We start from the raw sequence: 20690 nt of genomic DNA, 5'->3' as shown, positions 1-20690 counted from the left end.
GTTGCACGAAATTCGTGTACCATGCGAGGCATGAAGAACGTCACCATCACCGTCGAAGACAGCGTGCTTGACTGGGCGCGCATTGAAGCGGCCAGGCGCGGCAGCAGCGTCTCGCGCATGCTGGGTGACTTCATGGCCGAGCTGATGCAGCGCGAGGATGCCTACGAGCGTGCCTATCTGGCCTGGCGCACGGATGAGCGCACCTGGCAAGCTGCCGGCCAGTCGGCAAAATCCCTGGCGCGCAGTGCCAGCAGCAAGCGTGCTGCAGCGCACAGCAATGCTGAAACCGAGGTGGCCAGGTGAACCCCGTATTTGTCGATACCTCGGTGCTGATCGCCGCGGAAGATGCGGCTGGCGGTGCGCTGTATGTGGCCACGCTGGAATGGCTGGATCTGCTGTGGCGCAGCCGTAGCGGCCGCACCAGCAACCAGGCGCTGGTGGAGTTCTATGATCAGGCCACCACCGCAGCCTTGCCCCTGCCTCAGGGCGATGCCCGCGCCGCCATCCGCCGCTACCAGACCTGGACGCCCTGGAAGACCGACGCCGCCACGCTGGAGACGGCCTGGGCCGTGCAGGCCCGCCATGCGCTGGACTTTGGCGACTGCCTGGCCGTGGCCTGCGCCCAGCACAGCGGCTGCAACCAGATGCTGAGCCTGCATCTGCCCCATGGGGCAGAGTTTGGCGGCGTAACCGTGGTGCACCCGCTGGAGCAAGCCGCCACGCAGAATCTTGAGGCTTGAGCGCCAGAATCGCAGCGATCGGTATCGACTGCATTGGCCAACGCAAGCCTTGTGTGAAGGAGTGAACCCATGACTGCTCAAGACATCCAGACCAAAGCCCTGCAACGCATTCGCGCCGATGTACGCGCCATGCAGGGCTACCATGTGCAGCCCGCGCAAGGCCTGCTCAAGATGGACACGATGGAGAACCCCTACCGTCTGCCGCCCGAGCTGCAGAAAAAGTTGGGCGAGCATCTGGGCGGTCTGGAAATCAACCGCTACCCCGGCGAGCGCCAGGAAGTGCTCAAGCAGATGCTGGCCGACTACGCCGGTGCTCCGGCCGGCACATCGGTGCTGCTGGGCAATGGCTCGGACGAGATCATCACCCTGCTGGCGCTGGCCACGGCCCAGCCTTGCAACAATGCCCGCGCCAAGATGCTGGCGCCCATGCCGGGCTTTGTGATGTATCCGCTGTCTGCCAAGTTGCAGGGCCTGGATTTCGTGGGCGTGAATCTGACGAGCGACTTCGACCTGGACGTGCCGGCCATGCAGGCCGCCATTGCCGAGCACCAGCCTGCCATCACCTATATCGCCTATCCCAACAATCCCACCGCCACGCTGTGGGCCGAGGACAAGGTTCAGGCCGTGATCGACGCCGTGGCCGAGGTTGGCGGTCTGGTCGTGATGGACGAGGCCTACCAGCCCTTCGCCAGCCGCAGCTGGATCACCCGCATGAAGGCCGACCCCGCGCGCAACGCCCATGTGCTGTTGATGCGCACTCTGTCCAAGTTCGGTCTGGCCGGTGCGCGCCTGGGCTATCTGATCGGCCCTTCGGCCATCGTCAACGAGATCGACAAGGTGCGCCCGCCCTACAACATCAGCGTGCTCAACTGCGAGACGGCGATTTTTGCGTTGCAGCACGAGTCCCTGTATGCCGAGCAGGCCGCTGCCATCCGCGCCGAACGCCAGCCGCTGATCGATGCCCTGGCCCTGCTGGACGGCGTGCAAAAAGTCTGGCCCTCCGAAGCCAATATGGTGCTGCTGCGCGTGCGCGATGCCGGCAAGGCCCAGATCGAGATGAAGCAGCGCGGCGTGCTGGTCAAGAACGTATCGGCCATGCACCCCTTGCTGCACAACTGCCTGCGCCTGACCGTGGGTACCCGCGAAGAAAACGCCCAGATGCTGGCGGCACTGAAAGAAAGCCTATGAGCAATATCGTCCCCTCCATCGCCCAGAACCTGCCGCGCATTGCCGAAGTGCAGCGCAACACGGCCGAGACCCGCGTCGCCGTGCGCGTCAACCTCGACGGCACGGGCAAGGCCAGCCTGAACTCCGGTATCGGCTTTCTCGACCACATGCTGGACCAGATCGCGCGCCACGGTCTGATCGACATGGACATCGAATGCGCGGGCGATCTGCACATCGATGGCCACCACACGGTCGAAGACATCGGCATCACCCTGGGCCAGGCCTTCGCCAAGGCCATCGGCGACAAGAAAGGCATTCGCCGCTACGGTCATGCCTATGTGCCGCTGGACGAAGCCCTGAGCCGCGTCGTCATCGACTTCTCGGGCCGTCCCGGTCTGCACATGGATGTGAAGTTCACGGCCGGCAGCATCGGCCAGCTCGACACGCAACTGGTCTTCGAATTCTTCCAGGGCTTTGTCAACCACGCCGGCGTGACCCTGCACATTGACAACCTCAAAGGCTTCAACGCCCACCACCAGTGCGAAACCATCTTCAAGGCCTTTGCGCGTGCCATGCGCTTTGCACTGGAGCATGATGAGCGCATGGCCGGCGTGATTCCCTCGACCAAGGGTGCTCTGTAATCAGGAGCGTCTTGCGCCTGTTTAAACTGCACTTCAAAGCTGTTTGTCTTTAAAAACCAATCTCCATAAGCGGTAGCTGCTATGAGTTTGAAGAACAACACCGTGGCCGTGGTCGATTACGGCATGGGCAATCTGCGTTCGGTCTCGCAGGCGGTGCGTACGGCCGCAGCCGATACCGGCTGGGACGTGGTCGTCACGGCCGATCCCGATGTGGTCCATGCTGCCAACCGCGTGGTCCTGCCCGGTCAGGGGGCCATGCCCGACTGCATGCGCGAGCTGCGCGAATCGGGCCTGCAGCAGGCCGTGCTCGATGCTGCCGTCAACAAGCCGCTGTTCGGCGTCTGCGTGGGCATGCAGATGCTGCTCGACCACAGCGACGAAGGCGATGTGCCGGGCCTGGGACTGATTCCCGGCAATGTGCGCAAGTTCGATCTCGAAGGAAGGACGCAGGCCGACGGCAGCCGTTTCAAGGTGCCGCAGATGGGCTGGAACCAGGTGCAGCAGACGCAGCAGGGCGGCAAGCACCATGCGCTATGGGCCGGCATTCCAGACGGCAGCTTCTACTACTTTGTGCACAGCTTTTATGCGCAGGTGCAACAAAGCGCGCATTGCGCGGCCGAGACCGACTATGGCGGCCTCTTTGCATGTGCCGTCGCACGCGATAATATTTTCGCAACCCAGTTCCACCCCGAGAAAAGCTCGGATCAGGGACTGGCGCTGTTCCGCAACTTCCTGGGCTGGAAGCCCTAAGGGTCAACATTGAACCAGTCTTTGCGCGCATCGCATCCCTGGCTTGGGCGGTCTGCAGCGTTGCAAATCCTCGCCGGGCGATCAGCCCGGCTGTGGTTTGCGCCTCGCAGCCCATCCCAATCCAGTGCGCGCTGCATCGCAGGGCTTGTTCACTGTCAACCCGATTTTTCAACCGGCCATTTCTGACGGCCAAACTTGCTAGCAGATCACCATCATGTTGCTCATCCCCGCTATCGACCTCAAGGACGGCCACTGCGTTCGCCTGATTCAGGGTGATATGGACCAGTCCACCACTTTCGGTGAAGACCCCGCAGCCATGGCCGCCAAATGGCTGGATGCGGGCGCCCGTCGCCTGCATCTGGTGGACCTGAACGGCGCCTTTGCGGGCCAGCCCAAGAACCTGTCGGCCATCAAGAGCATCCTCAAGGAAGTCGATGGCGAGATTCCCGTGCAGCTGGGCGGCGGCATCCGTGATCTGGATACCATCGAGCGCTACATCGATCTGGGCATCGAGTACCTGATCATCGGCACCGCTGCCGTGAAGAACCCCGGTTTCCTGCAGGACGCCTGCAGCGCCTTTCCCGGCCACATCATCGTGGGCCTGGACGCTAAGGACGGCAAGGTGGCGATCGACGGCTGGAGCAAGCTCACCGGCCAGGATGTGATCGAGACCGCCAAGCGCTTCGAGGACTGGGGTGTGGAATCCATCATCTACACCGACATCGGTCGTGACGGCATGCTCAGCGGCATCAACATCGACGCCACCGTCAAGCTGGCCCAGTCGCTGAAGATTCCGGTCATCGCCTCGGGCGGTCTGGCCGGCATGGCCGACATCGAAGCGCTGTGCAAGGTGCAGGACGAGGGCGTGGAGGGCGTGATCTGCGGCCGGGCCATCTATACCGGCGATCTGGACTTCGCCGCAGGCCAGGAGCGTGCGGACGAGCTCACGGGTGAGTGATTTGACGTTTCAGGCCCAGGCCGTTGACTGGAAAGGGCTTCCTGCCATTGCTTTGAAGCTGGGTCAAGGGGATTCGGCGCTGATCTGCCTGCAGGGTGCCCAGGTGCTGTCCTGGGTCGGCCTGGGGCAGGAGCGCCTGTTCCTCAGTCCCCGCGCATCCCATGACGGCAAGAGCGCCATTCGTGGCGGCATTCCGGTCTGCTTTCCCCAGTTCAACCAGCGTGGTCCCTTGGTCAAGCATGGCTTTGCGCGCCTCAGTCACTGGCAGGCCGATGCTGCGCGGCCATTGGGCGAGGATGGTGTGCAAATCTCCTTGCGCCTGACGGACAGCGAAGCATCGCGCGCCGTCTGGCTGCACGCCTTTGAGGCAGTGCTCACGATTGAGCTCAGGCCCGGCGCGTTGCGTGTGGAACTGGCCGTGCATAACCGCGGCCGGCAGGAGCTGTCTTTTACAGCGGCCTTGCACGGTTATCTTCGCGTTGCGCAGGTCGAGCAGACCAGCTTGCATGGTCTCGAAGGTTTGAGCTATTGGGACGCTGCTGCGGCTCAGCCGGACACCCGTGTCACGCAGGAGGGCTGCGTCAGCTTCGGTGCGGAGACCGATCGCGTCTATCCACGTGCGGCTGCAGCCCTGCAGCTGCAAAGCTCGGGCCGGCCCTGGCTGCAGCTTGCCCAGGATGCGTCCTGGAGCGAAACCGTGGTCTGGAATCCCGGCCCTGCTCTGTGCGCCACGCTCAAGGACATGGAGGCCGACAGCTGGCAGCAAATGCTGTGTGTGGAGGCTGCGGCCATTGATGCTCCTGTGGTTCTTGGACCCGACCAGCGCTGGAAGGCGGCGCAAACCTTCGAATGCTTTTGAGGCTTTGAACGAGGCTGGGGGATGCCACCCCGAGCCTGGGTCTGTCCTCGTGCGAAGACCTGTTGGCCGTCAGCCTGCTCAGCCCTGTTGCCGGCTCCATGGGCCGCAGCTGCAGAGGCAAGGCGGATGGCGACTTATCGGGATTTGGTGCTCAGGGCATTCGCCAATGCATCGACCAGAGGCGGGTTCAGATAATGCGGGCCGTCGAATGCAAAGACCGTCCAGCCTTGGTAGGCCGCCAACTGCGGCAGGAATTCTTCTGCCATGGCGCTGCGAAAGCCGCCGCCCTGCGCAGGCCGGAAGGCCTCGGCAATCACGCGAACACGCGCCTGGCCCAGATGGGCGGTCAGCATTTGCAGGTATTCGCGTGCCACGCTGGGAGTGCGCGCGTGGACGCCGACTCCATCCTGGAAAAACACGCCCACATCTTCGGGTATCCAGCGCATGATCCAGTCAACCAGCGCCTGGGGGCCCATATTGGCATTGTCATAGGCGCTGATCCACAGCGGACGAGGCAGCTTGTTGAGAACCTCGGTGAGAAGGCTGGGCGCAGCCCAGGTTGGATCGACTTCGACCGGGAAGTACCAGCCGGCAACCCGCAGTGGCAGCGCCGTGATAGCGGCTTTCAAGGCATAGGACTGCATTGCCAGATCCGCGAGACTGGCGCGGGCCTTGGCCTCGTCATGCATGCCGGCCAAGCCGAGAATCAGCTCCTGCGCCCAGGGCTCGGCCGCGATGCGCTCCCAGTCCGGGAGGTTGCGGCTCATGGAGGGCAGATAAGTGCCCGGCACCAGGCTCAGATTGTCCACGGCCGTCCATTGCACCAGCAGGCGGCGGATGCCCAGACGCTGCCATGCTCCATGGGGCCGCAGAGTGTCGGCACTGGGCTGCCAGACCATGCCTGGCAGACGCAGGCCGGGCTTGGCCTGTGCATCAGGCAGGCTGCAACTCAGCGCCCAGGCCAGGCCCAGCGCCTCGCGTCTGGTGCATTGTTCCATCGTCATATCTATGGATCGAGCCGCTTTCTCCTTTCGGAGAAAGCGCTTTTCTTTCATGGCAGCTGACTCGGAACCGTCCAGGTGAAGCCCAGATTGGAGATGCCGCTGACAAGGCTCTTGAAGTCCGCCAGACCAGGGGTTCCAACCTGCGGCTCCAGCCAGAACGGGTGGAAGAAGAACGAGGCATAGCCGTCACGCACCGTCTTCACATACTGGGCATTGGTGAGAATGTCCTGCCATGTGTAGTTGTAAAAGGAGGTCGGATCGATCTGGGAGATGTCGTATTCGATGTTTCCCAGGCTTTCCGGCAGCACTTTCTGGCCGTAGTAGTCGGTCTGTATGGGGTAGGGGAAGATCTGGCCCACGGCAAAATCCTTCTCCACCGATGCAGTGAAATTGGGCTTGTCTGCGGTGTAGTACACCACGCGCTGATAAGTCTTGGCAAAGACCTGTGTAGTGGCCTTGGATGCCAGCGCCGAGCCCTGGTAGTGCGGGGTTTCCCAGGCTGTAGCGCGATATCCATTGAGAGACAACTCCAGCAGACCTGCTCGATAGCGTCCCAACGCCCAGGTGGTCGAGTCTTCGGGTACGGGCTTGTTGTTGACAATGTCCCAGAACTCGTAGTCATCGCCACTCACGGCCGTATAGCGGTTGCGCATATTGCTGTACTGGTGCGTGTAGCCATGCATCACGATTTCGCCGCCGCGCACCAGTGCATAGTTGAGAGCTCTCTTCAGGTTGGTCGCCAGTGACATTGGCACCTGCATAGGCACTCCCGAGTTATAGACGCCAAGAGGGTCGCGGTAGTACGGAATGGTCGCAATCGAAAACGGTATCCGTTGCTGGTAGAGGTAATCCGTCAGCGATTTCATCGCCGCCACACTGACCAATGCGCTCACGTCTTCAAGACGGACCATGGCCTTGTGGCTTTCGGCATGGTTCACCCCCAGCATGTCATGCAGCATGTCTGCCAGCACGAGATAGCGATCGCGTGGTCCGATATAGCTGAACGGCAGATCCGCCACATACCAGAAGTTGCCCGACCTCACCACATAGGGCGCCTGCTCGCCGGTCTTGGGATTGGACATGGAAACCAGGTTCTGGGCCTTGGTGGTATCGGTGATGGCCGTCAGCCCCACATCGGGATCCGCATTCACGGCTCCGGTGCTGCTGTCGTATGCGTAGTATTTGACAAAGGGCAGGTTTTTGTAGGTGATGGTGTCGAAGAACCCCGGTGTGGTGTTGCTTGAGGTTGGTGCGGCATTGAGTCCGCGAAGCGCCGTCAGGTTGAAGCCATAGCGGGACTGGAAGCCGTAGGCCGCATCCCAGGCAAACTGCCAGATGTTGTACTTGAACCAGACTATGGTCTTGCTCGAGCTGGCGGCATCGGCCATGAAGGCGGCGGGCACCGGGTTGTCGTAATACGAGCCCAGATAGAACGTGGCGTCGTAGCCGCTGAGTTTGCCTGCCGTGTAGTTCTGCACCGGGAGCATATCGACCTTGCTGTCGAAATGTCCGAGCAGATTGCGCAGCATGATGGCATAGCCCATGCCGAGCTTGGTGTAGGCCGTATTGGGCGGCGCGTCATAAAGGATCAGTGTGCGCGGACCTGTTTGCGCAAAGGCGCCAGGGCTCGCAAAGAGCATGGCTAGCAGCCATGCCCCAAGAATGCGTCCTAGGGTTTTCATGAGACTCTCCTGAGATCAGTACACGGTGAGGTCTATTGCTGCTGGCCACGGAATGGGCCACCCGGATTGGGCTTGTCCTTCGGGGGATTGCCGGGGGATGGGTTGCCGGGTTTGCTCGGCAGTTCATCCAGCGTGTCATCCCGTGTGAAATCCTTCTTGAAATGCCCTTTGTGGTGATGCGCACGTTCGTTGCGCTTGCGCTCTTCAGGGGCTGCGCCGATATCCATGCGGATCTGGGAGGCACCAGGCGGCAAGGGCGGCGGCATGACGTTCGAGGCCAGGGACCAGTTGGCCCAGGTCAGCAGCGCCAGCGCGAGCAGCGCGCGCGTGGCCTGCCTTTGATCATGGGAGTGCATGAGAGCCTCCTTTCTGGAGGGCAGAAAGAAAAAATGTCGAAGAACTCCATCTCCACAAACTCTAGAAATGGCGATGGGTTCGGGTCTTAGAGGCGTGCCATCTCAAAATACCAAGGCGGCACGTAGAAACACGCCTTTCCCTCGTTCGTCCCCGGCAAGCCGGGCGCGATACTGCAGGGAGAGGTCGAGGTAGGAGCGAGGTGCATGGTCACGGTCCTCGCGGAACCAGAAACGCATGCTCACACCAACGCCAGCGCCAACCGAGCTTTGCTTGCCCGAGGCTGTGCGTTCAGAGTTGTAATCAGCACCCAGGACTGCATGCGGAAACAGCACCAGTCTTGAGTCGCTCCCCCCCATTCGGAAACTGCGCCCTGCTTGGGCTTCGAACGTCGCGTAGTTCTGCTTGCGATGAATGAAGCGACCTACTTCGGCGTACATATTGAACGTGTTCCAGCTGGGCACATCCACGCGCAGGTCGGTGCCCATGCCGCCCGAATATCCCATGCGCAGCAACCAGTCGTTGCTGGACAGCGAGCCGATGCGCACGCGCCGTTCGGCCGCGAGTATGAGGTTGTGATCGCTCAGCGGCTTGGCACGGACACCGACGGCACCCTGGGTGGTTTCTCCGCCCGTGGGCACATCGTGGCGGCTGTAGACCGTTTGTGCAGCGCCGCCGTACAGCTCCCAGAAGCGGCCGTCGCCGAACTTCTGCGGGCGCCAGTACACCTCGCTGACGAGCTGGGCCACGTCGCCATAGAGTCCGGGCTGGGCGCCTGCCGCGCCCAGGGCAATGCCCCGATAGCCCAGCAAGGTGTTGATGCCCCAGGAGCGGTCCCGGTCGGCAACTTCACGCCGCGTCTCATATTGCTGCTGCGGCGTCATGGCGAGCCTGCCTTCATGTGCTGCGGCAATGGCCTGCTTGAAGTAGTCGATGGACTGCTCGTTCTCGGCCAGCCTGCTGGCTGCGTAGGCGCCATCGCGCAGCGCCGTGTCCGGCAGGCGGCTCTGGTCACGTGCGCGGTTGAAGATGGACAAGGCACTGCGATCGTCCCCCACGCGGACGGCCAGATAGGCCAGATTGGGGTCGGCGCTTTGCTGCAGCTCAGGCTCCGAGACGGCCTGTGCAAAGCGTGCAGCAGCCTCGTCTCGCAGCCCCAGCTGAAGCAGCAGGTCCACCTCGCTGGACAGGGACAGGCCGCCCATTTGCAATGCCGTCCGTGCGTCGGCGTTGGCGGCCTCGGTCATGCCCTGCTCGTGGCGCAGGCGACTGCGCAAGGCCAGCACTTCGACTGCATCGGGCTGTAGCTGCAGTGTTTGATCGACCTCTTCAAGCGCCTGCGCCTTCTGGCCTGCAGCCAGCAATGCCTGCAGGCGAAGCTGACGGTAGGGTAGATGTCCGGGGTTGAGCTGCACGGCAGCCCCTGCCTTTTCTGCCGCCAAAGCATATTGCCCATCGCTGTAGGCTTGATAGGCTTCATGTGCGACTTTGTATGCCGGGTCTGGCGCCTCCTGCCCAGGCCAGATTTCGCAGCCGGGCACATCGCCGGCGCTGAAGCAGTTGACCAGGGGCAGTGGCAGCTCGTAGCTGCGTGACGTGGTTGGGGAGCGCAGGGCCTTGAGCTGCTCTCGGCGGCTGCTGACGTCGGCATTGCTGTCCGTCTCCAGCGCCTGCACAAGTCGCTGCGCCCGATCGGTCTGACCGGCGGCCAGTGCCGCATCAACGGCAATGACGCCGTAATTCTGCCGTTCCGAGCGCGCCAGATGGGGGGCCGCCAGTGCAGCGTCGAAAGCCTGTACAGAAGCATTGCCGCGACCCTGTGCATGCAGGGCCACACCCAGCAGCACCTGCAGTGCTGGATCGTTCTGCAGTGCCAGCCCTTGCTCTGCCACGCGCTGCGCCTGGGCTGCCTGCCCATCCTGAAGCAGCAAGCCCAGCCACTGAAGGCGGGGAGCCAGCGCATCCGGCGCTATTCGGACGCTGGTCTCGGCATACCTGAGGGCCTTGACCATGTCGCCTTGCTCGCGTGCCTGCAAGGCCTGCTCGAAGGGACGCAGTGCGCGGCGCTGACGTATGGATGTGCGCAGCATCTGCCAATCGGAGTCCGACTGCAGTTGCTTGACCTTGTCCAGCCTTGTTGCCCGGGCTTCGGCCTCGTCGAAGCGCCCGTTCTCTACGAGCAGGTAGACCAGCAGGCGCTGATAGTCCAGACGCCCTGGGGCCGCAGCTACGGCCTGCCTTGCCAGAGGCAAGGCCGTGGCGAAGTCACGCCGCTCGGTGGCGGCATAGGCCTGGCTGGCCTTGGCGTAACCAGCAGGCATGGCCTGTGCTGCCGGGCTCTTGCGCGGGCGTGGCGTGGTGTCCGCTGTCGAGGAGGCAGCCTTTGCCGGCTCCGGTGCTGGCGCTGCTGAAGGCGTGGCTGTGCCTGGCGTCTTCGGTGGAGCCTTGGCCGCAGGAGCGGGCAGGGCTTGAGACTCGGGCTGTCTGGCCGGAACGGCTCCCTGATGCATATCGCGCAGAGCCTGGGCCAGACGCGCATCGCCAGGGTGGCGCTGAAGCTGGGCCTTCAGTACAGCTTCGGCCTGTGCTGGTTGGCCAAAGCGGCGATGGGCTGCGGCCAACTGCAAGGCGATCTCGGTGTTGTCCGGTGCCAGACGCTGAGCCTGCTGCAGCTCGGAGATGGCGCGCTGGCCATCGCCGCGCGCCATGGCCTCATACGCCTTGTCGATCCGGGGATAGATCTGAAAGCGCTGTCTGGGAGTGATATCCGGACCTAGATCCACCGTCTGCGCCAGACCATCGTATGGAGTGGCGCATGCCAGGGAAAGAACCAGAATAGGACGAGAAAGCTTCATATATTGGCACCTAAGCAACGGACACGATCGGGGCGGCATCAAGGCGGCGCAAAAGTTGCGCCATGGTGACCTGCAGCTGTTGCTGCAGTCGCAGTGCTTCATCCAGCGTAGCCTGCGTCAACGCCCCCTGGTTCACCAGGAACAGGCCCAGGCTGTCATCGCTTTGCTCATGTCTGAGCAGCAAGGCATTCAGCACGGCTGTGTCGATGCGGCCCAGGGCTTGAAGCACTTCGCCCAGCATCAGCTGCCGCGATACATAGAATTTCCACAGCTCTTTCGCCTGTTCGGCGGATACGCGTTTGCGCTCCACGGCCCAGGCCAGCAGTTCGCGAGCCGGCTCCCCATGTTGTCTTGCATACAGACGCCGCAGCTCGACCGTGACCTCTCCCTTGGGGGCAATGAGGTAGCGCACGGGCCTCTCCAGCTTGCGCTCCAGGGCTGCGTGCGAGACCGGGTCTATGACCGACTCGCTGGCCAGGATCAGTGTTTCTCCCTCCTCGCGCAGCGGCACCACGCTGTAATGCAGTGCCAGATGTGCAGGCAGCAGCGCCGCGATCTCGTCGGGGATCAGACGCTCTCCCAGAAATTCCCATGAAACACCAGCCTGCTGGGCAACTGCAGCTGCCAGCTGTGCGGTGCTGATCAGGTCCTTGTGCACCAGCGCACTGCCCAGGCGCAAGCCGGGAGTGGGGCGCAGCAGCGCTTCCTGCAGCTGGCTCTCTGTCAGGGCACCTTGTGCGATCAGTATCTGTCCCAGGGGCTGGCGCAGTCGGGGTCCCTCTCCCAGCATGGGAAAGTCATGGTCGGTCTTGGCCCAGGCCATGCGCCGGATATCCTTGGCCTGCAGCGCCTGGGCGATGGCCCGCCAGTTGGCCAGAAAGTTCACTAAATTGCCCCATAGCAGGCGCGGAAGCGACATCAATCCCTGGACGATGCCGTAGTAGCTGGTGACGAAGAACATGCGCTGGGCAATGCGGTTGAGCATCAGCACGAAGTTCGCAGCCAGCAGTGCATACAGCCACCAGTCGCCCTGGAAGATGGAGAGAAACCGGTAGCTGTCCGGTACCAGGTGCTGGTAGAGCCAGATGGCAATCAGCTGCATCGCCAGCAGCATGGCCAGAAAGCTGGCGAAATTGGTGAGAGCACCCTTGCGGTCGCGCCAGAGAAAATAGTTCAGCACGCCGCTATTGGTCCAGCGCAGGGTCTTGAAGCCCTGGATCACGATGCCCGTGATCCAGCGGGACTTCTGTCGCACCGCCGCATTCAGCGTATCGGGGAAGAACTCTCGCACGCAGATGACGCTGGCTTCACGCGCGCTGCGCCCGTGTCGGCGTGGCTGGTCGGGATCGGCAGGCTGGTCCGCGTCATGCACGGGAAAGCGCACGAAGATCTCGCGCATGCCCAGCTGCTTGAGCCGGAAACCGATGTCGTAGTCCTCGGTCAGGCTCTGGGTGTCGAAGGCCACGCCGTCGCCCATCTCCAGCAGCGCCGTGATGGCGCGGCGGCTGAAGCAGGTGCCGACTCCGGCGCTGGGCACCTGGCCCACCAGGGCCTCGCGCACCACGATGTCCTTGGCATGCAGCTCGGCAAACTCGTCCAGATAATGCCCGCCGGTGAACTCGCGCAGCGGCCGCTCCAGGGGGTAGACCGGCAGCTGGATCAGATCCTTGCGATCCACGAGAAAGTTGAACAGTCTCAGCTCCAACCTGGACAGCACGTCTTCCGAGTCATGCAGGATGAAGCCTGCAAACTCGATGCCCGAGCGCTGCTCGAACTGGAAGATGGCATCGAGCACGTTGTTGAGGCAGTCGGCCTTGCTGGTCGGCCCGGGGCGTGCGCAGACCACGCTGTGCACATTCGGGAAATGGGCTCTTACCTGCTCCACATCGGCGTGGGTCTGGGGGTCGTTGGGGTAGGTGCCGATGAAGATGTGGTAGTTCTCATAGTCCAGCGTGGTTGCCGCCAGCTGCGCCATCTTGCCGATCACGCCATGCTCCTGCCAGGCGGGCACCATGATGGCCAGCGGCTTCTCGTCCACGCCGAGCAAGGCCTTGTGATTCATCTGCTCATGGCGCGAGTACACGGTCAGTGCACGCCAGGTGCGCCGCCCCCAGTAAAAGAGGTCGATGAACAGATCGTCCAGTCCGCTGATGAAGATCACCACCGCAATGACGATGGCGATGCTCTTGAGGACATAGAGATATCCGGTGAACAGGTCAAGCCAGGACATGGCGCGTCCTTTCTGCGGCTTTCTGTGCCAGGCCTGCGTGATCAGGCCTCAGCATCTGGTGCAGTCTTTTCTCGGTGCGTTGTGCTGCAGTCCCGTCACCAAACGGGTTGCTGCTGGCCTGCATGCTCCGGTAGGCAGCATCGTCATGCATCAGGTGGCGCACGGACTGAACGATCCTGCTTCTGTCGGCTCCAACCAAAGCGGCGCAGCCGGCTTCCAGCACCTCGGGACGCTCGGTCTCGTCGCGCAAGACCAGCACAGGTACCTTGAAGGTCGGTGCCTCCTCCTGCAGTCCGCCGGAATCGGTCAGCACCAGCCAGGCATCGGCCAGGGCCTGCTGCATGGCCAGGTAATCCAGCGGCTCTGTCAGCTTGACATTGGGAAGTCCGCCCAGCAGACGGTATACCGGCTCCTTGACCACCGGATTGAGGTGGACCGGGAACAGCACCGGCATCTGGGGAAACTCGCGCGCGATATCGGCAATGGCTTCGCACACATGGTCTACATCGGGGCCCCAGTTCTCTCGCCTGTGCATGGTCACCAGAATATGGCCTCGGCCCTGCATGCGGCGGTGGATGTGGTGATGCTGGCTGGCCCAGAGCTGGGCATCGACGACGGTGTTGCCGGTGAGCTCGATCTTTTCCTTGGCCACGTTTTCGCGCTCCAGCGCCTGCTGGGCCCTCGGGGTGGGGGCCAGATGCAGGCTGGCGATGCGCCCTATCATTTGCCGCAGGCCTTCCTCCGGAAAAGGTCGGTGCAGGTTGTAGGTGCGCAGGCCGGCTTCGACATGGACGACGGGCACCTTGAGATAGAAGCCGGCCAATGCACCCTGAAACGCGCTTTCTGTGTCGCCCTGCACGATCACTGCCTCACAGCTCGTATCCGTCAGCACGGACTCCAGCTGAACCCTGCAGCCTGTGGCGAATTCCAGCAGAGAGCTTCCTTGCCTTTGCAGCACATGATCGGGCTGGATATGAAAGCAGTCCAGCATTTGCGCGGCCATGTCGCCATGCTGGCCGGTGTGCAGCCAGATGGGGCGGGCCCAGTGCGTCTGTTTCAGTGCGTGATAGACAGGGGCCAGCTTGATGATTTCGGGCCTGGTCCCGGACACGATGAGCAACTGCACGATGTCTGGCTTGGCGTGAAGAGCCTCGGAGTCCTGATTCATTGCGTTCTCCCTTTGAGTCAATTGGTATCAGACGTTCTTCATTCGTACCTGCTCAAAATCATCTTTCACGCTCTGCTTGGGGTATGTCAGCCAGCTCCTCGTGCTGGCCACAATTGGTGCCGGCTCTATTTGCTGCATGAGCGGCGCAGCTGCATCGGCGGGCTAACCGTCTCTGGCAGCCGTGACCAGCCTCTCGGCACAGCGGCTGGCCTGATCGCCATCCTGCGCTTCCACCATCACATGCAGCAGCGGCTCCGTGCCGCTGTGACGCACCAGCACACGCCCGGTAGAGCCCAGTTCGGCCTCGACCTGCGCCTGCACTCGTGCCAGCAAGGTATTGCTGCGCCAATCCCGGTCTGGCGACCAGTGCACATTGAGCAATGCCTGAGGGTAGAGCTGCACCGGCAGCAGCCATTGCGACAGCGTGCGGCCGGTGCGCACGCAGGCCTGCAATATCTGCAGCGCGTTCACCAGACCGTCGCCCGTGCTGTGCCGGTCCAGTATCAGCAGATGGCCTGACCCCTCGCCGCCGAAGGTCCAGCCCCTGCGGCTGAGCTCCTCAAGCACGTAGCGGTCGCCGACCTTGGTGCGCATGAAGTCCACATCCAGCACCCCGAATGCCCGCTCCACCGCCATATTCGTCATCAGCGTGCCGACGGCGCCCGCAATGCTCTCGTCATGCTCCAGGCGGTCGGCGACGATCAGGTACAGCAACTCGTCCCCGTTATAGAGCCGCCCGGCGGCATCGACGACCAGCAGGCGATCCGCATCGCCATCCAGGGCGATGCCGAAATCCGCACCGCAACCGGAAACGGTCGTGGCCAGGAGCTCAGGGTGTGCGGCTCCGGCCCCCTGGTTGATGTTCATGCCATCGGGAGCGCAGCCTATGGCCACCACTTCGGCACCGAGTTCATGCAAGACCATGGGCGCTATCTGATAGGCCGCACCATGGCCGGCATCGACCACGATCTTCAGTCCTCGCAAGGTGAACGCATGGTCGCAAGTGCTCTTGCAAAACTCTATATAGCGACCGGCGGCGTCATCCAGGAGCTGGGTTTTTCCGAGTGCGATTGCCGGGACCCAATGCGGCTCATCCAGCAGCATTTGCTCGACTGCTACCTCCCAGACATAGGGCAGTTTGGTGCCTTTGGCGCTGAAGAATTTGATGCCGTTGTCCTCGAAGGTGTTGTGGCTGGCGCTGATGACCACTCCCAGACTGGCACGCAAGGCCCGCGTGAGATAGGCCACTCCCGGTGTTGGCAGCGTCCCAAGCAGCACCACGTCCACGCCAGACGAATTGAAGCCCGACACCAAGGCGCTTTCGAGCATGTGACCCGAGATACGCGTGTCCTTGCCAATCAGCACCGTCGGGCGCTCTTCGTTGCGATGAAGCATTCGTCCGACGACATGGGCGAGATGCAGAGCGAAGTCCGGCGTGATGGGGAAATACCCAGCCCGCCCACGGATTCCGTCGGTACCGAAATATTGGCGTCTCATATCCATGATGATCACCTGTGCCTGAATACATTCATCGAATGGGATGGGTTTCCGGGTTCGGTCAACTATTTATGGGTTCAACACTGTCGAAATATTAAAAACTATTGATTTATTTTTTTCATAGTTTCACTAGCAAAAACAATCCGAACAAGAAGGCAGCGTAAAAAGAAACATCTTTTTACGTCATGAATATTTGGATGCCGAATTGGGGTTTTATACACAATATTTAAGGTATTTCGCTGCCTGGTCGAGATTGCTTTGCATTGCTGTCAACCCTAGCGTCAGGTGGCTTGCCGAAGCCCAATCCGCAATAGCTTTGCTTGTCACGCAGTCATATGCCGCTCTCGGCAGTGCAGCTTCTCGCAGGTGTGGAGGCTTCTCATTGAGAATATCAGTGCCTTTATTTCCGGATCGCCTGTGGCATGCCTGGTCAGGAGTGGGCGATGGTTCTATGTGCGCCAGTTAATCGCAGCCGGAATATCGATGCAGGAAAGAGATTGCGGCTGAAAACAATAAATCGTGAGGCCGGCTCTGTGTTTACTGTTATTCAATTGGGAGCACGGGGATTTTGTGCCACTTTATGGATTGGGGCTGCTGCTGAGTTGAATCGTTTCAAATCGAGCGGGTTTGACTCGCGATGCGATGGCTGTGGCCGGGCTGCGTGCCGCCGAAGCCAGCTGGCAATGCCATGGCAGCGGCAGGGGGGCGCCGTCGGCAGATGCCCTAGGCAGCGGCGAGGCCGTGGTATCTTTGGTCTCCTTGTTCGTAGATATTCCGAGACTGGTCCATGCTTGCCAAACGCATCATTCCCTGCCTTGACGTGACCGGCGGCCGCGTGGTCAAGGGCGTCAATTTTCTGGAGCTGCGCGATGCGGGCGACCCGGTGGAAATTGCCGCACGCTACAACGCCCAGGGTGCAGACGAGCTGACCTTTCTGGACATCACGGCCACCAGCGATGGCCGTGACCTGATTCTGCCCATCATCGAGGCCGTGGCTTCGCAGGTCTTCATTCCGCTGACCGTGGGCGGTGGCGTGCGCAGCGTGGAAGATGTGCGTCGCCTGCTCAATGCCGGAGCCGACAAGACCAGCTTCAACTCCGCCGCCATTGCCAACCCGGACACCATCAATGCCTGCAGCGACAAGTATGGCGCGCAATGCATCGTGGTGGCCATCGACGCCAAGCGCCGCACGCCCGAGGACGAGCAGCGCATCGGTCCCGGCGGCACGCCCATGGGGCCGGGCTGGGATGTGTACAGCCACGGCGGCCGCAAGAATGTGGGGCTGGATGTGGTGCGCTGGGCCGAAGAGATGGCCAGGCGCGGTGCCGGCGAGATCCTGCTGACCAGCATGGACAAGGACGGCACCAAGAGCGGCTTCGATCTGAAGCTCACGCGTGCCGTGGCTGATGCCGTGGCCGTGCCCGTGATCGCCTCGGGCGGTGTCGGCAATCTCGAAGATCTGGCCGATGGCGTGACCATCGGCGGCGCCGATGCCGTGCTGGCCGCCAGCATCTTCCACTATGGCGAGTACACCGTGCAGCAGGCCAAGGAATGCATGCGCGCGCGCGGCATTCCCGTGCGTCTCTAAAGTAGTTGTTTTGAGAGCAGCTTGCGCAGGCTACAAGCGGCTTTCCATATGTTTTATGGTTGATGTTAGCTGCTGGCCTGCGCTGGCAGCTATACAAAGCAAAGGTCTGCAATGAGCTGGCTCGATCAAGTCAAATGGGATGCGCAGGGTCTGGTGCCCGTGATTGCGCAGGAGCAAAGCAGCGGCGACGTGGTCATGTTTGCCTGGATGAACCGCGAGGCACTGGAAAAGACCGCCGAGCTGGGGCGTGCCGTCTACTTCAGCCGCTCGCGCAACAAGCTGTGGTTCAAGGGCGAGGAGTCCGGCCATGTGCAGACCGTGCATGAGATGCGCATCGACTGCGATAACGACGTGGTTTTGCTCAAGATCACGCAAGAGGGGCATGATCCCGGTATTGCCTGCCATACCGGCCGCCACTCCTGCTTCTACAGCGTTTTCAAGGACGGACAGTGGCTTGCTGTCGATCCGGTCTTGAAAGATCCTGCTTCCATCTACAAATAAAGTCATGTCTGAACAAAACACCGCGTCGATCGAGGGCGCACTGGCCCGTCTGGCCGCCGTGATCGAAAGCCGCAAGGTCGCCAATGGTGGCGACCCTGAAAAAAGCTATGTCGCGCGCCTGCTGCACAAGGGGCCTGACGCCTTTCTGAAGAAGATCGGCGAAGAGGCCACCGAGGTCGTCATGGCCGCCAAGGATGTCGATCATGGTGCGGACAAGGGCAAGATCCTCTATGAAGTGGCGGATCTGTGGTTTCATTCCATGATTGCGCTGTCGCACTACGGGCTGACACCCGCAGAGGTGGTGGCCGAGCTGGAGCGCCGCGAGGGCACCAGCGGTCTGGAGGAAAAAGCCCTGCGCAAGGCCCAGGAACGCGCTGCTCAGGAAGGGGCGGCCAAGCAATAAGGAGGAAGCGCATGAATGACGATCGCGACATCATCGATGTAGGCAGCAGCAGCTCTACCGAGATCGAGGGCCTGAAGGCCTGGGGCTGGGTCAGCTATCTGCTGCACCTGGTCGTGGCCGTGGCCGCCGTGCTCCCGGGCGCGCAGGTCAGTGTGCTGCTGTTGCTGATTGCAGTTGTCATCGATCTGGTCAAGCGTGATGATGCGCGTGGCACCTGGCAGGAGAGTCATTTTTCCTGGCGGCTGCGCAGCGTGCTCTGGGCCATCGTGCTCTATGCGGTGACTTTCCCGTTCTTCCTGCTGGGCCTCTTGATCTTCAACCCTGCCTGGGTGCTGATCTCCATCTGGTTCCTCTACCGCATCGTCAGCGGCATGATCGCCATGAACAAGAATCGCGCGATCCAGCCCTGAACCGCACTTGCCAGACACCCAAGCCCCCGCTTTACGGCCGGGGCTTTTTTGTTTTTGCAAGCGGTTGTGCTGCGCTGCAACAGATTCGGGGTGGCAGGCTGACACGGGGCCTGGGCCTGTGCAATGCTCGCGGTGCTGGATAAGCTCCAGGACTTAAGCGGATTCGAATCGGGCATGGTGTTTTGTCCATGGATATGCCCGCTGTGCCTTCTTGCTTGCGTAAGTCCCAAGCCCCTTGCTTGGTTCCTCAACCCTCACAGGATCGTGCCATGGCTGCAGAGACTTCCCATACCCTCAACCTGGCCCTGCAAGGCGGGGGATCGCATGGTGCGCTGACCTGGGGCGTGCTGGATGCATTGCTGGACGATGACGGACTGATCTTCGAAGGCATCAGCGGCACCAGTGCCGGTGCCATGAACGCCGTGGCGCTGGCCCATGGTTTCGCGCAGGCGGCCGCGCAGGAAAAGAAAGTGGACGATGCCCGTTACCTGGGACGGCAACTGGCGCGCCAGTCTCTGCGCGAGCTGTGGGAGGGCGTGGGCACCATGGGCAGCGTGGGCAAGATGTTCTGGGCCGCACCGTTGCCGGGCAGCAAGCAGTTCATGGGCGTGCTCAACCAGTTTCTGTCGCCCTATCAGACCAATCCGCTCAATATCAACCCGCTGCGACAACTGCTCACCCGGGTGGTGGACTTCGAGATGCTGGCGCATCCCGAGCACCCCAGCGTGGTGCCCAAGCTCTTCATCTGCGCCACCAATGTGCGCACGGGCGGCGGCAAGATCTTCAAGGGCGAGCAGGTGACGGCAGACGCCATCATGGCCTCGGCCTGCCTGCCGCAACTGTTCAAGGCAGTGGAGATTGACGGGGAGTGCTACTGGGACGGCGGGTTCTCGGGCAATCCGGCCCTGTATCCGCTGATCTACGAGACCCGGAGCAGGGACATCCTGCTGGTGCAGATCAATCCCAAGGAGTCCGATGTCTCGCCCGACACGGCCCGCGAGATCATGGATCGCATGAACGAAATCACCTTCAACGCCAGCTTGCTGGCCGAGTTGAGGGCCATCGAGTTTGTGGTCAAGCTGCTGGAGCAAAAGCGCCTGGACCCCGAGCGCTACAAGCATGTGCTGATGCACCGCATCGATGGCGGCTCGGTGCTCAAGCCCTTTGGCGCCTCAAGCAAGGTGCGCGCAGACATGGGCATGGTGCGCAAGCTGTTCGAGCTGGGACGCGAGCGCGGCCAGCAATGGCTGCAGCTCAACCGCGAGCACCTTGGCGTCAAGCAGACGCTGCGATTCAACGAGAATAGGGGATAGCCCCGCAGGGGGCGACGCCATTGCCTGCTTCCTGGCCTCCTAGGCCATGGATAGCGCAGGGCGTCCAGAATACTGAACCGTAGAGATACCTGAGACCATGCACGACCACCACGACCCCCATTGCATTTTCTGCCGCATCGCCAAGGGCGAGATTCCTTCGCGAAAGGTCTATGAAGACGAGGAGCTGTTCGCCTTCCATGACATTCACCCGGGGGCGCCCGTGCACTTTCTGGTGATTCCCAAGAAGCACATCCCCTCCATGGCCCAGGTCGGCGCCGAGGATGCGCCCCTGCTGGGTCGCATGATGGCGCTGGCTCCCAAGCTGGCGATGGAGCAGGGCTGCAACCCTTATCCCGATGGCGGATTCCGTATCGTGGTCAACACCGGCAGCGAAGGCGGGCAGGAAGTGCACCATCTGCACCTGCACGTCATGGGCGGCCCGCGCCCCTGGCTCAAGGGCTGATCAGGCGGCGCACCGGGCCTGCACGCGGCGATAGAGCTGTGCGCTGCAGGCTTTTTGGGTGATTGATTCGTATCTGTCACAAGCCCCGTCTAAAATGGTTTGCAATT

General features: G+C 61.9%; 20 protein-coding genes. 13 read left to right on the top strand and 7 right to left on the bottom strand.

All coding sequences use genetic code 11. The features are described 5' to 3' along the window. The first annotated feature begins 30 nt into the window (after positions 1 to 30). From Cth01_RS24220 to Cth01_RS02460, 7 genes are all read left to right on the top strand, one after another. Complete coding sequence (locus tag Cth01_RS24220) at positions 31 to 303, top strand: hypothetical protein (protein ID WP_012837072.1); 273 nt, start codon at positions 31 to 33, stop codon at positions 301 to 303. Beyond that, a complete protein-coding gene (locus Cth01_RS24215) occupies positions 300 to 740 on the top strand; it encodes a PIN domain-containing protein (protein WP_039049596.1) in 441 nt (146 codons plus the stop codon). Before Cth01_RS24220 ends, Cth01_RS24215 begins: the two co-directional genes overlap by 4 nt. Positions 741 to 809: 69 nt before the next feature. Further along, positions 810 to 1928 (top strand): histidinol-phosphate transaminase, encoded by a 1119-nt coding sequence (gene hisC / locus Cth01_RS02480; protein WP_039049597.1) that lies wholly within the window; start codon positions 810 to 812, stop codon positions 1926 to 1928. Continuing rightward, positions 1925 to 2548, top strand: coding sequence for an imidazoleglycerol-phosphate dehydratase HisB (gene hisB / locus Cth01_RS02475; RefSeq protein ID WP_003058637.1), 624 nt, complete (start codon positions 1925 to 1927; stop codon positions 2546 to 2548). The genes hisC and hisB overlap by 4 nt, the downstream gene beginning before the upstream one ends. A gap of 81 nt (positions 2549 to 2629) precedes the next feature. Next, positions 2630 to 3298, top strand: coding sequence for an imidazole glycerol phosphate synthase subunit HisH (hisH, locus tag Cth01_RS02470; protein ID WP_045838448.1), 669 nt, complete (start codon positions 2630 to 2632; stop codon positions 3296 to 3298). Between the two features lie 214 nt (positions 3299 to 3512). Further along, positions 3513 to 4256: a 1-(5-phosphoribosyl)-5-[(5-phosphoribosylamino)methylideneamino]imidazole-4-carboxamide isomerase gene (gene hisA, locus Cth01_RS02465; RefSeq protein ID WP_003058631.1), complete on the top strand. Its 744-nt coding sequence runs from the start codon at positions 3513 to 3515 to the stop codon at positions 4254 to 4256. Next, on the top strand, positions 4249 to 5115 hold the full coding sequence (locus tag Cth01_RS02460) for a D-hexose-6-phosphate mutarotase (protein ID WP_045838447.1): 867 nt from the start codon (positions 4249 to 4251) through the stop codon (positions 5113 to 5115). Before hisA ends, Cth01_RS02460 begins: the two co-directional genes overlap by 8 nt. Positions 5116 to 5249: 134 nt before the next feature. Here Cth01_RS02460 and Cth01_RS02455 read toward each other — a convergent pair whose 3' ends face one another. The 7 genes from Cth01_RS02455 to glmM all read right to left on the bottom strand — a co-directional run bounded on the left by Cth01_RS02455 (position 5250) and on the right by glmM (position 15905). Next, the gene (locus tag Cth01_RS02455; protein WP_233425098.1) at positions 5250 to 6119 is read right to left on the bottom strand and encodes an alpha-amylase family protein; all 870 of its coding nucleotides are present in this window, start codon (positions 6117 to 6119) and stop codon (positions 5250 to 5252) included. A 47-nt stretch (positions 6120 to 6166) separates the two neighbouring features. Beyond that, positions 6167 to 7801 (bottom strand): DUF2334 domain-containing protein, encoded by a 1635-nt coding sequence (locus Cth01_RS02450; protein ID WP_034357481.1) that lies wholly within the window; start codon positions 7799 to 7801, stop codon positions 6167 to 6169. Positions 7802 to 7833: 32 nt separating this feature from the next. Further along, a complete protein-coding gene (locus tag Cth01_RS02445) occupies positions 7834 to 8157 on the bottom strand; it encodes a hypothetical protein (RefSeq protein ID WP_034357484.1) in 324 nt (107 codons plus the stop codon). Between the two features lie 102 nt (positions 8158 to 8259). Next, positions 8260 to 11010, bottom strand: a complete 2751-nt coding sequence (locus Cth01_RS02440) for an NfrA family protein (RefSeq protein WP_045838445.1) — start codon at positions 11008 to 11010, stop codon at positions 8260 to 8262. 10 nt (positions 11011 to 11020) lie between these two features. After that, positions 11021 to 13240 (bottom strand): cyclic di-3',5'-guanylate-activated glycosyltransferase NfrB, encoded by a 2220-nt coding sequence (nfrB, locus tag Cth01_RS02435; RefSeq protein WP_034357488.1) that lies wholly within the window; start codon positions 13238 to 13240, stop codon positions 11021 to 11023. Next, positions 13227 to 14408 carry a non-hydrolyzing UDP-N-acetylglucosamine 2-epimerase gene (wecB, locus tag Cth01_RS02430; RefSeq protein ID WP_045838444.1) on the bottom strand — a complete coding sequence of 394 codons (1182 nt, stop codon included), beginning with the start codon at positions 14406 to 14408 and terminating at the stop codon, positions 13227 to 13229. Before wecB ends, nfrB begins: the two co-directional genes overlap by 14 nt. A 162-nt stretch (positions 14409 to 14570) precedes the next feature. Then, entirely contained in the window at positions 14571 to 15905 is a 1335-nt protein-coding gene (glmM, locus tag Cth01_RS02425; RefSeq protein WP_034357702.1) for a phosphoglucosamine mutase, read from the bottom strand. Positions 15906 to 16692: 787 nt separating this feature from the next. Here glmM and hisF point away from each other — a divergent pair. The 6 genes from hisF to Cth01_RS02395 all read left to right on the top strand — a co-directional run bounded on the left by hisF (position 16693) and on the right by Cth01_RS02395 (position 20583). After that, complete coding sequence (gene hisF / locus Cth01_RS02420) at positions 16693 to 17493, top strand: imidazole glycerol phosphate synthase subunit HisF (protein WP_003058607.1); 801 nt, start codon at positions 16693 to 16695, stop codon at positions 17491 to 17493. A gap of 72 nt (positions 17494 to 17565) precedes the next feature. Further along, entirely contained in the window at positions 17566 to 17994 is a 429-nt protein-coding gene (gene hisI / locus Cth01_RS02415) for a phosphoribosyl-AMP cyclohydrolase (protein ID WP_255538961.1), read from the top strand. A 4-nt stretch (positions 17995 to 17998) separates the two neighbouring features. Further along, on the top strand, positions 17999 to 18397 hold the full coding sequence (locus Cth01_RS02410; RefSeq protein WP_034357492.1) for a phosphoribosyl-ATP diphosphatase: 399 nt from the start codon (positions 17999 to 18001) through the stop codon (positions 18395 to 18397). 11 nt (positions 18398 to 18408) lie between these two features. Further along, positions 18409 to 18807, top strand: a complete 399-nt coding sequence (locus Cth01_RS02405) for a DUF4870 family protein (RefSeq protein ID WP_034409137.1) — start codon at positions 18409 to 18411, stop codon at positions 18805 to 18807. A gap of 269 nt (positions 18808 to 19076) precedes the next feature. Further along, a complete protein-coding gene (locus Cth01_RS02400; protein ID WP_034357495.1) occupies positions 19077 to 20120 on the top strand; it encodes a patatin-like phospholipase family protein in 1044 nt (347 codons plus the stop codon). 97 nt (positions 20121 to 20217) lie between these two features. Next, a complete protein-coding gene (locus Cth01_RS02395) occupies positions 20218 to 20583 on the top strand; it encodes a histidine triad nucleotide-binding protein (protein ID WP_034357497.1) in 366 nt (121 codons plus the stop codon). The last annotated feature ends 107 nt before the right edge of the window (positions 20584 to 20690 follow it).

The organism is Comamonas thiooxydans (genome assembly GCF_000964545.1).
Classification (GTDB): domain Bacteria; phylum Pseudomonadota; class Gammaproteobacteria; order Burkholderiales; family Burkholderiaceae_C; genus Comamonas; species Comamonas thiooxydans.
This window is presented reverse-complemented; position numbering and strand designations above follow the sequence as displayed.

Coding starts and splice junctions, on each gene's coding strand:
- Cth01_RS24220 (WP_012837072.1), top strand. CDS start 31: ATGAAGAACGTCACCATCACCGTCGAAGACAGCGTGCTTGACTGGGCG.
- hisC (WP_039049597.1), top strand. CDS start 810: ATGACTGCTCAAGACATCCAGACCAAAGCCCTGCAACGCATTCGCGCC.
- hisB (WP_003058637.1), top strand. CDS start 1,925: ATGAGCAATATCGTCCCCTCCATCGCCCAGAACCTGCCGCGCATTGCC.
- hisH (WP_045838448.1), top strand. CDS start 2,630: ATGAGTTTGAAGAACAACACCGTGGCCGTGGTCGATTACGGCATGGGC.
- hisA (WP_003058631.1), top strand. CDS start 3,513: ATGTTGCTCATCCCCGCTATCGACCTCAAGGACGGCCACTGCGTTCGC.
- Cth01_RS02455 (WP_233425098.1), bottom strand. CDS start 6,119: ATGACGATGGAACAATGCACCAGACGCGAGGCGCTGGGCCTGGCCTGG.
- Cth01_RS02450 (WP_034357481.1), bottom strand. CDS start 7,801: ATGAAAACCCTAGGACGCATTCTTGGGGCATGGCTGCTAGCCATGCTC.
- Cth01_RS02445 (WP_034357484.1), bottom strand. CDS start 8,157: ATGCACTCCCATGATCAAAGGCAGGCCACGCGCGCGCTGCTCGCGCTG.
- Cth01_RS02440 (WP_045838445.1), bottom strand. CDS start 11,010: ATGAAGCTTTCTCGTCCTATTCTGGTTCTTTCCCTGGCATGCGCCACT.
- nfrB (WP_034357488.1), bottom strand. CDS start 13,240: ATGTCCTGGCTTGACCTGTTCACCGGATATCTCTATGTCCTCAAGAGC.
- wecB (WP_045838444.1), bottom strand. CDS start 14,408: ATGAATCAGGACTCCGAGGCTCTTCACGCCAAGCCAGACATCGTGCAG.
- glmM (WP_034357702.1), bottom strand. CDS start 15,905: ATGAGACGCCAATATTTCGGTACCGACGGAATCCGTGGGCGGGCTGGG.
- hisF (WP_003058607.1), top strand. CDS start 16,693: ATGCTTGCCAAACGCATCATTCCCTGCCTTGACGTGACCGGCGGCCGC.
- Cth01_RS02410 (WP_034357492.1), top strand. CDS start 17,999: ATGTCTGAACAAAACACCGCGTCGATCGAGGGCGCACTGGCCCGTCTG.
- Cth01_RS02405 (WP_034409137.1), top strand. CDS start 18,409: ATGAATGACGATCGCGACATCATCGATGTAGGCAGCAGCAGCTCTACC.
- Cth01_RS02400 (WP_034357495.1), top strand. CDS start 19,077: ATGGCTGCAGAGACTTCCCATACCCTCAACCTGGCCCTGCAAGGCGGG.
- Cth01_RS02395 (WP_034357497.1), top strand. CDS start 20,218: ATGCACGACCACCACGACCCCCATTGCATTTTCTGCCGCATCGCCAAG.